At 41.2% G+C, this 12,384-nt stretch carries 10 protein-coding genes; 4 read left to right on the top strand and 6 right to left on the bottom strand.

Features of this window, described 5'->3' with window-relative positions:
- Window positions 1-212 precede the first annotated feature (212 nt).
- From RM049_RS38490 to RM049_RS38470, 5 genes are all read right to left on the bottom strand, one after another.
- Window positions 213-2,990 (bottom strand): SPFH domain-containing protein, encoded by a 2,778-nt coding sequence (locus RM049_RS38490; protein ID WP_322708002.1) that lies wholly within the window; start codon window positions 2,988-2,990, stop codon window positions 213-215.
- Between the two features lie 233 nt (window positions 2,991-3,223).
- The gene (locus RM049_RS38485; protein ID WP_322708001.1) at window positions 3,224-4,381 is read right to left on the bottom strand and encodes a GUN4 domain-containing protein; all 1,158 of its coding nucleotides are present in this window, start codon (window positions 4,379-4,381) and stop codon (window positions 3,224-3,226) included.
- A 381-nt stretch (window positions 4,382-4,762) separates the two neighbouring features.
- Window positions 4,763-5,104: a hypothetical protein gene (locus RM049_RS38480; RefSeq protein ID WP_322708000.1), complete on the bottom strand. Its 342-nt coding sequence runs from the start codon at window positions 5,102-5,104 to the stop codon at window positions 4,763-4,765.
- A gap of 26 nt (window positions 5,105-5,130) precedes the next feature.
- Window positions 5,131-8,004 carry a relaxase/mobilization nuclease domain-containing protein gene (locus RM049_RS38475; protein ID WP_322707999.1) on the bottom strand — a complete coding sequence of 958 codons (2,874 nt, stop codon included), beginning with the start codon at window positions 8,002-8,004 and terminating at the stop codon, window positions 5,131-5,133.
- Complete coding sequence (locus RM049_RS38470; protein ID WP_322707998.1) at window positions 7,985-8,383, bottom strand: plasmid mobilization protein; 399 nt, start codon at window positions 8,381-8,383, stop codon at window positions 7,985-7,987. The genes RM049_RS38475 and RM049_RS38470 overlap by 20 nt, the downstream gene beginning before the upstream one ends.
- A gap of 438 nt (window positions 8,384-8,821) precedes the next feature.
- Between RM049_RS38470 and RM049_RS38465 the strand changes: the two genes are divergently transcribed.
- Genes RM049_RS38465 through RM049_RS38450 form a run of 4 tightly spaced genes read left to right on the top strand, consistent with a single transcriptional unit; the run spans window position 8,822 to window position 11,324 of the window.
- Window positions 8,822-9,364 carry a hypothetical protein gene (locus RM049_RS38465; RefSeq protein ID WP_322707997.1) on the top strand — a complete coding sequence of 181 codons (543 nt, stop codon included), beginning with the start codon at window positions 8,822-8,824 and terminating at the stop codon, window positions 9,362-9,364.
- Window positions 9,365-10,144: a hypothetical protein gene (locus tag RM049_RS38460; protein WP_322707996.1), complete on the top strand. Its 780-nt coding sequence runs from the start codon at window positions 9,365-9,367 to the stop codon at window positions 10,142-10,144.
- A 49-nt stretch (window positions 10,145-10,193) separates the two neighbouring features.
- A complete protein-coding gene (locus tag RM049_RS38455; protein WP_322707995.1) occupies window positions 10,194-10,565 on the top strand; it encodes a four helix bundle protein in 372 nt (123 codons plus the stop codon).
- A gap of 42 nt (window positions 10,566-10,607) precedes the next feature.
- Window positions 10,608-11,324 (top strand): DUF6753 family protein, encoded by a 717-nt coding sequence (locus tag RM049_RS38450; protein WP_322707994.1) that lies wholly within the window; start codon window positions 10,608-10,610, stop codon window positions 11,322-11,324.
- Between the two features lie 20 nt (window positions 11,325-11,344).
- On the opposite strand, the gene RM049_RS38445 is transcribed toward RM049_RS38450, so the two are convergent.
- A partial coding sequence (locus tag RM049_RS38445; protein ID WP_322707993.1) for a VWA domain-containing protein occupies window positions 11,345-12,384 on the bottom strand: 1,040 nt, incomplete at its 5' end.

Here is a 12,384-nt window from a genome sequence, read left to right as displayed (position 1 = left end):
TATCAATTCAGCGCGGCTGGGTCGTTTTGTGTTGCTTAGTCTAAATTCCAGTTATTAGTTTGAAGCGGAAATTTATGAGACTTTGGAATGTAAGATTTTTGATTAACTTTTCAATTTGATAGAAAGTGATCGAAAATCTTACAGACCTGTTTAATTGAGCAAATCTCCATCACTGCAATAGCGCAATTTTGGTATTTCAGCATTAACCATTTCTAGCCGTTATCAACAGGATTCAATACTTCGACTTTCGGTGACATATCAATTTGCTTAGGTTCCCGTTGTCTTAACATATCTCTCAACATATCCATCCATGCAAACTGCATAGTACCAGCTTGGAGAGCATCTGCTCCTGGGGAACTACCACTACTCCCCCCAATAAATATTTCTGGCATATCTATTTTGAGTTGAGCTAATGCATGGCTCCATGCCTTCTCTGATTCAATCTTCGCGTATAGTTCAGGACTCAGAGCTAGAATTATCTGTTGCAGCTCGTTAATGTCAATATTTCTCAGCCGTTCCTGGTAATCTGCATCCATATCAAGTTGTTGTCGCTTTGTGTTTAAGTCAACATCATCCATGCGACGTTTAGCTTCTGCATCTGCTTCCACTTGTTTGATTTTCGCTTTAGCCTTTAAATCTGCAATTTCAAGGTCTCTTTCAGCTTTAACTATTTCAGCCTGAGCTTTTGTTCTTTCCCGTTCCTCAATAAGACCTTGGCGTTTTTGTTCAGTCAATTTCTCTGCCTCAATAGTCTTGCGCTCCTCTTCAAAAACTCTGCTCTGCTTCACAAGTTCTTCTAATTCATCAGGGGGATCAATTTCATTAATCAGTGTACTGATTGCTTTGACACCATAAGCATTCAGGGCTGCCTTAATATGCTCTTCTGCTCCTCTCTGAATTTCAACCCGATTGTCTTGAAAATCTAGAGCTTCATAACCTTGGGCTGAATTTCGGAAGAAACTGTCAATCATAGGGCCAAGAACTCTGGACACAAGATTCTTAATGGCAGTGTTTTTGTGTGTTTGATTAGAATTATTAGCTACTTTAGCTCCAACACGTAAGATCATTCTGGGTGCATCTTCTTCAGCAATACTAATAACTTGAGTAACCCTAATATCAAAAGTAAATCCATCCTTAGAACGAAGTTTCAACGCTTTAAGATTTGCATCGTAGTTTTCCGCTGGTTTTGGTTCATCTGACCAGTTTAGGATAATTTCGTTAGTTGGGACGATATCTACACTTTTGACTCTCGTATTAATGGCATATTTGGTAGGGCGAAGTGGTATTTTCTGTACTCCCTTATATCCTTCATCTACTAATCGAGACTCTTTTGTAGAGGCATTATCAACATTCTTACCAATATAGGAAGTAATTACTCCGACTTTATCGGCGGAAATTTCTGTCAGTGGTACTTGTTCAACCTTAACGAACCAAGGATTCAGGCTCCAAGAACCTTCTTGCAGAAATTCCTCCTGCAAACCTCGGAAACCACCTGCATCAATAAATTTTTGTCCATTCTGAAATTTGTCATGTCCCTCAATGAATGAACCAGCAACTTCACCTTCTGGGATAGGCAATCCATCTAAAGTCGTAACGATTCCAATCTTATCTTCCCCTATTGTGCAAAGCTTTAGATATTCAGGTTTCATGCCATATTCGGTAGCATTCTCCGTGGTTACGATAGTAAACAAATCAGTATTAATTTGATATTCACCAGCCCTGAGAATAGCTAACTGCTTGCCCCTCTGTCCTCCGTTAGTGATAAATGCTTGTGCATCTTCAAAATTATTGCATTCAACAGCCCTTCCAAGGATTCTTTCTGGTGATAACGGCGTACCCCCTTGAGCAACCACTAAAGCAATTTCTCCTGGCAGGACTTTGACAATCGGTGCTGTGCGAACCTTGAACAATGCAGTGTTAATTTGGTAAGTCCCTGCTTTGAGAATGGCTAGTTGTTTCCCTTTCTGCCCTCCTTGATCAAAAAATGCCTGCGCGTCTTGGAAGTCATTGCACTTAACAAGTTTGCCAAAATTTTGACCAGGTGGTAGAAGAGCGCCATCCCTCGCTTCAACTATGCCAACTTCACCTGTCTGAATGCGGATGACTGAATCTCGCTGAATTTTAAAGAGTTCTGTATTAATTTGGTAAATTGCAGCTTTGAGAATGGCTAGTTGTTTTCCTCTCTGTCCCCCCTTTTCAAAAAATGCCTGCGCGTCCTGGAAGTCATTGCACTCGACTACGTTGCCAAAGTTTTGACCTGATGATAGGGGAGCGCCATCTTTTGCTTCAACTATGCCAACTTGGTCTGGATGAATACGAATAACATCTCTGATTTCAACGGCAAACAGCTTGGTATTAATTCGATATGTACCAATATTTAAAATCGCTCGCTGCTTCCCTCTCTGTCCCTGATTTTTAAAAAACGCCTGTGCATCCTGGAATTTATTGCACTCAACTACCTTGCCAAAGTTTTGACCGGATGATAAAGGGGCACCATCTTTTGCCTCCACTATGCCAATTTTATCTGGAGCAATACAGACAGCTTCTTCTTTATGGATCTCATACAGCCAAGGCAAGCGCCAGTACAATCCAGGACTCAGTATCTTAGCTTGCCAACCTGCCTCTTTTTCATCGAAGGCAATTAAGTGGCTAGTTGGGCGACCAAACTTTTTGCGTTCAATTCCAATTTCATTCTGCCCAATTTGGACAATACCTGGTACCAGGATCACTCCAGTTACGATTCCACACACTACAAGGATGACTGCTATGCTGCCAACGGGTGAAATTTGTGCTAGTAAAATAGATGAGTTGCCTAGAGGCGCGATCGCTAACTGCCTATATTGAGTAGCTAAACTTTTGTTAAGCGGTACTTGTACAGTTGACTTTGCAGTAAATGCCTGAGTGGGTTGGTTGACTGAAAAGCTGACAACACCTAGTATTACCACGCCCGCTAACGTAACTATATACGAAGGTAGTTTTTGAAGCTGCATAATAATTTTGGATAGATGGGCACTACTTCCGACCAATTTTGAAGCTTAATTACTAGATTTCAGTTCTCTGGATAATGACATATAGTAAAATCACCACTGTTCCCACTTTTTACGTAAAATTTCGCAAAAATAGCGGCGAAGTCAGGGTTTACTAACAATTGAGTTCAGTTATTTTACGCACCCCATGCGATCAGAAGCAACTTTTTGAATCAGATTTGTGCGGCACCTTACAATCAAAAGGCGCGAGACAAACAACCTTCCACAAGAGTCAAGAAGTTTTTGAAATTATCTTGCCATGCCTCCAACCAATTCATTCCGTCTTCAGCATGAGGGAATCTCAAAGATGGCAAATGTCCTTTTGGAGCAGCTTGGGAAAAATTGAAGCTCGTATAATTTCTTAACCAATCATCATTGACTCGCCAACCTACACTGTCCCCAAAATTACGAAAGGTTGCAGCATCAAACTTGCCTGGCTGTCCATCAATGCTAAACCAGATGTTTCTTTGCACACTGAAGCCGAATTGACCTTGACTAGCTTCTATCCAAAGTTGATCAATCATGCAGATATCTGAGCAGGAAAAATTTTTAAGATCCTTAGCTCTTAACCAGCCTTCTTTTGATCTCCTAGCAACATGCAGAATAATCCGAACTGTCTCTAGATCTGCTTCTTGCCAAGCTTTTTTTTTCAACAAATCGCGGAGTTGGTTATAGTCTGCTCTTAATATTGTAGAAATGGGAGGAAGGGAAGTCCGCTCACTCGGCTCCAGTCCTTTAATTTTTGAATCAAACCTTGGTTCTTGTAGCGAATTATCAACAGAAGAAAAACTATTTTTCTTTTTAAGAACTGGAATCTGTTCTTCTAAAATATTTTCTAGTTGAATAGCGACTAGACCTTCGTCAAAAGCTCTTTGAAAGATATCTCGATTATCTAGAGCCTCATACCCCAAAGCATCATAAAAACCCTGAGAAAATGCAACTGCGGCTTTATCGTTAATTTCCCGATTCATCCCAATTGCATAATTAATGTATTGACTGATTGCCTCAGCTGGTTTCGCTGAATGACAAGCATTGAGCAGCACGCAATTTACGTAATCAGCGTGCAACTTAAATAATGCTACCAATCCCTCTGATGAGACTGGTTTGTTGTTTCCCTCATTATCCTCCAAAACCAAGCTGCCATCTGGTAGGCCATGCCCACAAAAATGGACAATTTGAGGGTGTTCTTCCGCGATCGCCCTGCGAATATCTTGAGGACGTACAGCAGTTCTAATCCGAATTTCCAACAAATCTCGTCTTGCGGCTCTTCGTATAGCTTCTTCAATATCTCGAATCTCCCGATCCAAGCGCAAACCGTAGGGGATTGCTGCCAAAATCAAGATTTTTTGCGGCACAGATTAACTCCAATTATGTTTAAGTTAACAAGTTTTTCTCATGCAAATGAGTATTACACGTTCTAGCCCTTATCTCGTTCACAACGTTCACAATACATACCAGATGAGAATTTTACGTTGTTTATGTTTTTCACAACGATACCTCGAATTTCTTGCTTTTGACTTAACCTGTATCTGTTCAAAGGGCAGCATAACATCACCTAACACTGTACAAATTAGTTTGTCGCTATCTGGCACAGTACGCAAAAATTTTGCGAAAGTTTTTTTGAATCAAAAACTAAATTTGAAATAACAACCTTCAACCAATACTACTAAAAACTACATTTGTGCTACCAAAAACCTATTGGGCATGGAGCCGATATGCCATCTTAACCCCGCCTCTTACTGCGTTGAAAGCTTGACATCAACGTAGCGCCATTCTGGAAATACCCAATTAACTGGGTTCGTCTCCTTTTGTACTTGAGAGTATACCTTCTCCAATTTTGCCGCAGCTACAGTATCCCCCTGCTTTTGGTACAAATATGTGGCTATTTTTAAATGGTTCAACCCTGTCTGCTTGAGTTTAGCTCCTACTAGCTGGTTTCGAGCATGATAATACCAATTAAATAGTTGAAATTTAGCCAATAGAAAATGCGCTTTGGCAGAATTGGGATTAACTTTCAGCATCTGCTGATAAATGGCGATCGCTTCATTATTTTCACTTACCACTGCCTCAGATAGCAATTCATTTTCGCCTGTTCAACATGATATTACCGACTAAACCCTCGTCCCCGTTGCTTTTGCTCCAGTTCCTCTTGCTGCTGTCGCTGCTGTTCAATAAGAATCTCATTCCAAGTCAGCCCCGACGGTGGAATTCTTTTAGCCTGGGGCAGCATTTCCTGAACAACCTGGGCGGCTTGATTTCCTTGATCATCATTATTAAATGCCAGCCCAATCCTGTTAATATTTCTGAGGAGTTCAAAAGGGAAGTTATTCGGGTCATCCACTGCCATGTACATTGTTCTAACTGGTGGTTGCCCCTTGTGTCCTTTTCTGTCAATCTCTGCCATTGACAGCGCATCAATGGGGGAGTCACACAAGAATACTCTCTCGATTTTATCGTCTGCCTCTCCACCCAATTTCAGGTGAAACCAGCCCTCGGAGCGATCACTGTCGGAATACTTGAAAGCACGATTATCTTGGCGATGGGTATCCCAAACCAGTGCGCCTGATTTTTCACCGTTCAGATCGCGCTTGATAAACACAACATTTTCCTGCTGATCTATATAAGCCAACCCCTGCTGCTGTAATGGGTGTACAAGGAAGTTTGTTATACCGCGTTTTTGAGTCAAGAAATGCTGTAATACTGGGCGTAGGCTTTCATCCTCTGGAGGTGGTGTGAACTGAGGTGAACTCTGTTTTTGTTCTCTATTGGATGGCAGTTGATTGTTAGCGATTAGAACTAATGCTTTAGCTTCATCAGTAGTCCATCCGGCTGGACTGGCAAAGATAATTTCTTCAACTTCCTCAGATGGCTTATCATCTAATAGCGCCCTAATAGCAATTTCTTTATCTCGGTCAGTCACTAATAAGTTTTGCAAGTCGGCGCTGTAATACTTATATAACTCGGCTGTTTGATTCGGGGTTAGTTTTGATTTATCTGCGGCTAGAGTTTGAGCTTTGTTAAGAGCAATTGCATCCACTGGTTTTTGTGATCTATGGAGTTGCTCCAAATAAACAATCGCTGCTTCCAGGTCGTCGAATATGGTTCTTCCGGCTTCTAGCTGCTGCTGATTTTGAGAAAGCTGTTGTGTTAATTCTAATACTGTTTCAGTTAATGCTGAAGAGACAGTCGATTGCTCAATATAATCAGAAATTGATGAAATGGCTCTCTTCTCTAGATATGATTGTAACTCAGTCGCAAGCACTGCATCCAGGTCATTAAATGTAGTTTTAGCTGTAACAAGCTGCTCTTTATATTGAGAAAGTTGTTGTGTTAATTCTAATACTGTTTGGGTTAAGGCTGATTCAATAGTCGATTGCTCAATATAATCAGAAATTGATGAAATAGCTCTTTTCTCTAGATATGATTGTAACTCAGTCGCAAGAACTGCATCCAGGTCATTAAATGTAGCTTTAGCTGTAACAAGTCCCTCTTTGTATTGAGAAAGTTTTTGCGTTAATTCTAATACTGTTTCAGTTAAGGCTGACTCGACAGTTGATTGCTCAATATAATCAGAGATTGATAAGATAGCTCTCTTCTCTGCATGAGATTGTAACTCAGCCGTAAATGCTTCATCAAAGTCATTGAATGTAGTTTTATCTTTAACTAGTTGCTCTTTGTATTGAGAAATTTGCTTTGTTAATCCTAATACTGTTTGGGTTAAAGCAGACTCGATAGTTGATTGCTCAATATAATCAAAGATTGATAAAATGGCTTTCTGATCTGCATGGGATTGCAACTCAGTCGTCAACGCTGTTTCAAAGTCATTGAATGCAGTTTTAGCTCCAAGGAGTTGCTGCCGATAAATAGATAGTTGTTCTGTTAATTGTGGCAACGTTTCAGCCAAGGCATCATCAACTACTGACTGTTCAATAAAGTTAGAAATTGCATCCACTGTTATTTGTGATCTCTGGATTTCCTTCAAACGATCAATTGCCGTTCCAAGGTCATCGAATGCGATTTTCTTATTAGCTAGCTGCTGCTGATATGCGGACAATTGTTCTGTTAGTTGTGGCAACGTTTCAGCCAAGGCATCATCAACTACTGACTGTTCAATAAAGTCAGAGATTGCATCCACTGCTTGCTCTTTAGGATTCTTCAACAGATTCTCAATAAGCTCATCATCCCGTTGGGGCTGGTAATCAATCCCCTTATGTTTTTGTAAACCTGGGAATGTATAGGCAGGCCCCAAAGATGTGCCGCTAAATTTCTGATCATTCCACGAGTACGAAATGCCCTTACTTTTACCATTGCGCGTTAATCCGTGACGAACTTCTACACCTTGTAATTGCAACCGCTCAACCAGTTGGGGCATAGTCGGTTTATCTTGGGTGGCGCGGTCGATTAATTCCTGGAGTTGTTGCTTAATAGGGCGCTCTTGTGGTGTCGGGCGCTCACCGTTGATATATTCTTCGTATTCTCTTTCTAGCCGCTTTTGTTGCCCAATACTGGGATTACGTGATAATTTCTCATGGCTGCTTTGGGTTTGTTGTAAGCCGTAATCTCGTTCTAGCTGCCGGATAATGGTTTCGCTACGCTTGTAATCCCAGCTATCATGTACAATCTTCCCGTTATCTAAACGGATGCGACTAGCACAGATATGTATGTGGTCGTGTTCCGTGTTGCTGTGTCTGTAGACTACGTACTGGTTACTGTCAAAGCCCATCTCTTCGAGATAGCGGTTAGCAAGTTCGTTCCAGGTTGATTCGTCTAGTCGCTCGTTGTCTGGTAGTGATAATGATGCGTGGTACACTACTCGGTCAGCTTCTGGGTTTAGTTGTCGGGAAATTTTGAATTCTCTAGCCAGGGCACGGGCGTTATTGCCACCCATGTTACCACCAATGAGTTTGGCATCTTTCTGAGACTCCAAATAATTCAGCAATCCGCGAAACCCTCGCCCTTTAGTCTGGTTGCCAATCATCTGTTTCCTCGTCCGATTCTTCGATGAAGGTATTGGCTATTTCCCGTTGGCAGTGTTGTAGTAGTTCTAGTAACTCTTGTAGAAGTTCTGGTGATGCTGGCGGTGGCAACTGCATTTTAATGGCGGTATTGGTGGCTTTGGCCAGTTGGTTGATGTTGTTGCCGATGCGCGACAGTTCCAGGTATGTATCAAGAGTAACTCTGCCCAATCGCGGCGGTGGTGCTGGGATTGGTCGCAGTAATATACAACGTCTTGTTAATTCTGCCAAACTCATGCTTGTATCTTCCGCTTTGGAGCGAATCATCTCGTATTCAATTGGGCTGAATCGCACTTGCAACATTTTGGTGCGGACAAGTGATTGAGAAGAAGCTTTAGACATAAGTCAAATAAGAATTGATGCAGTTTTAGAGGGGGTTTCCAAAGTGGGGATACTTCCCCCTTTGGCAAGCCTGCTGAGTCGAGCGTAGCGACGACAGCACGCAGTGCTAGGCATGGGTTGCTTTTAACCAGGACGTGGGGAGGCAGAAGGACTAGGGGAACAACCAACATGGGGGCAAAGTGCGTAATCTGCGGCTACCACCACGATGATATTACTAATGAGTTGACGTAAATTATAGTGTGGCTAATTTTTAGTGATAACTATGTGATTTGTTTTTGATTAACTGTTCGTGAGTTATCTTACACGCTTTGAGTAATCACTGTTCAATCAGTTACGTTAATATCTGTTGCTGTCTCTTAACTATTTGTTGCATTGATAATTACCTGTCTTTAGATAGATGCTCTACATTAAAGTAAAGTTTTAAACATAAACATTAGTTTGATTTTTACTCTTGTGGCTAAAGATAATATTCCTAAGTCGAAGATTCCAGAAGCTCTTGATGCTCTACGCGCTTTGGGTGCTAAGGAATTAGATGATATTCCGGCACGAGCGGCTATTAAAAAGATGCGCCGTCAAATTGAACGGGTGCTTCGTCTCGGCTATAGCTACGAGGAAGTGTCTAAAACTTTAGCCCCTTTGGATATCAATATCAGTCCTGAACGTATCCGTTATTTACTTAACGATATTCGTCGGTCTACACGCAAAAAGTCAGTCACTCCTCCAAGTCTTGAGAATACCAGTACACAAGTTATTGATGAGCCGGCTTTAGACGAGAATCCTGAGATTACAGAAAGCAATACTAAACCTGCCAACAAGCCTCAGTCTCAATCAAAACCAGAATTAAAACCAGCTTCATCAAAATCAACAACTACTAAAACTCCTAAAACGGCTAAAAAGACCTCTGATGTTAAAGCTCCAGAGAATCAAAATTCCTCTCACCTTGCTTTTGTGCCTGAAATAATAAACGATGAGGATTTGTAGATGGTAGTCAAACCTAAACAATCGGCTGACCAAGTTCAGGAACAAAAAGCAACTGAACAGCCAAAAACTCTTGGGCGTTTAGTGTTGGTAACTGGGGATAAGGGCGGTACTGGTAAAAGTGTAGTGGCGCGGATTCTCCTCGACATTTACCGCCACAGAAATATTAACTGCATCGCTTACGAGTGTGACCAGTCTAATCCTCAGCTTTATCGCCACTACAACAAGGTTCAACCAGGGGTGCAAACGCTCAAATTAAATCAGCGTGGTGGTGCTGATGCTTTGCAGGATGATTTGAAACGTTTATCTCCTCAAGTTTCCCTTGTGGATCTGCCTGCTGGGGCTGTTGAGTATTTTGAGTCAGTAGCTAAGGATATTTTTTTATTTCAAAATGCCCAGCGTTTGGGTTATCGCATCACTATGGTGTCGGTGCTGGGTCGAGTCAAAGATAGTTTATTGCAGTTAAAACGGCTGGTGGATTTCTGCGGCGACAAAGTTGATTATGTAGTTGTGAAAAATCTCTACTGGGGTGATGAACACAAGTTCACTCGTTACAACAATTCTAAGATCAAGCAGGTTGTGGAAGCGTTGGGAGCAATTGAACTGTTATTGCCTGAGTTATATGACGATATTTTTGACCTCGTTGACTCCAAGGATCTAACATTCAGGGAAGCTCTAGAGCATGAGGATTTTAGTTTGAGTAATCAATCGAGAGTTTTTGGCTGGATTGATGCGGTTGAGACTGAGTTTTCTAAGGCGGCTGTGCAATTGGGGTTAGAGTAAAAAGAAGGGTATAGGGGGTAGGGGGTAGGGTGTAGGGTATGGAGTATTTATGAAAGATTCATCGATACGGTCTTACCGAGATTTAAAAGTTTGGCAAGAAGGTATGAATTTGGTTGAGACTTGTTACCGAGTAACGAAAACCTTTCCTAAAAAGGAAACCTATGGAATGACATCTCAAATTCGTCGCGCTGCTGTTTCAATTCCCGCCAATATTGCAGAAGGATATGGTAGAAAAACTCGTGGAGAATATATTCAATTTTTGTACATAGCTCAAGGTTCTCTTAAAGAATTAGAAACACATTTATTACTGGCAATTAGAGTAGAACTAGCTTCTGAGCAGATAATTAATACTGTTCTAAATCAGTGTGAATTAGTTGGCAAGATTCTACTGTCTCTAATTCGTGCCCTTGAAAATAAATGAAAAACATTTCCCTACACCCTACACCCTACACCCCACACCCTAATGCATACAGGTAATGGTGGAGTATCTCATTTAGATAGGTTGCTGTCAGAAAAACCGCCTGAGTTTCAAGCTAAAGTGCTGCGGTTTGCGCTTGATTCTGGGATGAAACAAGATGACCCAGCGTTTAGGTTAGTGCAGTACATCGGTTATTTGGCGCAGTTGACAGAAACCGCACCCCAAGATTGGAAAATATTATTTGAAAATTTACAGGTAGAGCTAAACGAATGGAGTCAACTGACGGCGGAGCAATTGAAGATTCAAGCCGACCACACGGAGAACATCAAAAATCTAGCGACGAGTTGCAATCAGCTAGGGACAGCCTTGAGCGCATTAAATCTAACGTCGCAGCAACAACTCAAGCAATTGACGAGCTTAACCAAACTCTCCGAGAATTTGAACAATATCTCCCCCAGGCAACCAGAGACATTGAGCCAACCGTTACAAGAACAATTGAACGAGATTCAGACGGGAATATCGAGATTGAACCAAAAAGACGCGGAATCGGTCGTTAAAGGTTGGGGTAGAGCTATTATGATCTGGCTTTTCTCTCCGATCTCATTTTTTATTCTGTTTTGGCTTTATTCACACCTGACTCCAATCAGCGTTCCTTATGAAACTACCAAGTCTTTGGAGAAGATTTTGGAGCAGACTGGTTGGACTAATACCAAGCTCCAACGTGTTGAGAAATATCTTGGTACTGACCGCAAACGAAAGTAAACTAACTGCTTCCTACCATCCTATCTGGCTTTTGGCGCAGATGCCGCTGTTGGCTGATTAAAACCATTTCTGATTCTGCCAAATTCATTAAGTGCTTGAACAAATACAACGTTAGTAGCTTGTGAGGGTCTGTCTGAGTTACTTGTTAATTTTCCAAGGTTTTGAGCAAGTGATACAAACTTCCTAAGCGTGATCATATCATCAGAGATCGATTCAGATTGCAAATCAGCGTTTATAGTACCAAGTAAAGAAACATGATTCTGAATGTGAGTTTCTGCTGTTACTAAATCTTGTTGATATAAATCATCAAGTGCATAGAAGGCTACTTCACTTGTCCATAATCCTAATGCTTGTCGCACAACTAAGTCAGGTGGCAAGTTACCTCGTGGTGTTAATCTAAGCTTATACTGCTCATTGTTCCGGGCAAATGTGTTGACATATTGTACAGTTGCTTGTCCGACTGAAGCTGAAGTTTTTCCTTTGGGAATACCCAATTCAAAAACTATCCAGTATGTTTCACCAACAGCTAAGTCTGGCACAAAAATTCGGATTCCTTTATCTTGAGTTATGATGTCAGGTGCTGATTTAACACCGAATTTATCTTTGGCTTTCTTTCTAGCACCCTCAACATTCTTTAAAACTGCTGCCCTACTCACAGAATCAGTAATTTGATCGTGACCGTACAAGTACATAATCAAAACTTCTGGATCAATTTCTATGCTTACTTGAACATTAATAGCAGCTAAATATTCTCTCCTATATAATTCATCTCTAAGATTAAATTTAATAGTGCTAGGATCTGTCACAAAAGTATATCTTCCACTTGCTGAACCAGCTAAAGTGTTGAGTTCCCTAGCATTTGCATCAGAGCCAAAGGCAAAAGTGGATAAACGAATGCTACCTCGTGTTTTAGTAGTTAAGTTTTGTCGGATTTTAATCCAATCGGTTTCGCCTGAGCTAGGATTACCATCTGAAAATAAATAGACATGGTTGATGGAATTTTCATTACTGGAATTTAGACTAAGCAACACAAAACGACCCAGCCGCGCTGAATTGATAA

The organism is Nostoc sp. DedQUE04, from assembly GCF_034530995.1.
In the GTDB taxonomy this organism is placed as follows: domain Bacteria; phylum Cyanobacteriota; class Cyanobacteriia; order Cyanobacteriales; family Nostocaceae; genus Nostoc.
The sequence above is the reverse complement of the archived record's forward strand: the minus strand, read 5'-3'. Positions and strand labels throughout refer to the sequence as shown.

Bases quoted from the DNA above. Each gene is read 5' to 3' on its own strand.
- RM049_RS38490 (WP_322708002.1), bottom strand. From the start codon at position 2,990: ATGCAGCTTCAAAAACTACCTTCGTATATAGTTACGTTAGCGGGCGTG.
- RM049_RS38475 (WP_322707999.1), bottom strand. From the start codon at position 8,004: ATGATTGGCAACCAGACTAAAGGGCGAGGGTTTCGCGGATTGCTGAAT.
- RM049_RS38470 (WP_322707998.1), bottom strand. From the start codon at position 8,383: ATGTCTAAAGCTTCTTCTCAATCACTTGTCCGCACCAAAATGTTGCAA.
- RM049_RS38460 (WP_322707996.1), top strand. From the start codon at position 9,365: ATGGTAGTCAAACCTAAACAATCGGCTGACCAAGTTCAGGAACAAAAA.
- RM049_RS38455 (WP_322707995.1), top strand. From the start codon at position 10,194: ATGAAAGATTCATCGATACGGTCTTACCGAGATTTAAAAGTTTGGCAA.
- RM049_RS38450 (WP_322707994.1), top strand. From the start codon at position 10,608: ATGCATACAGGTAATGGTGGAGTATCTCATTTAGATAGGTTGCTGTCA.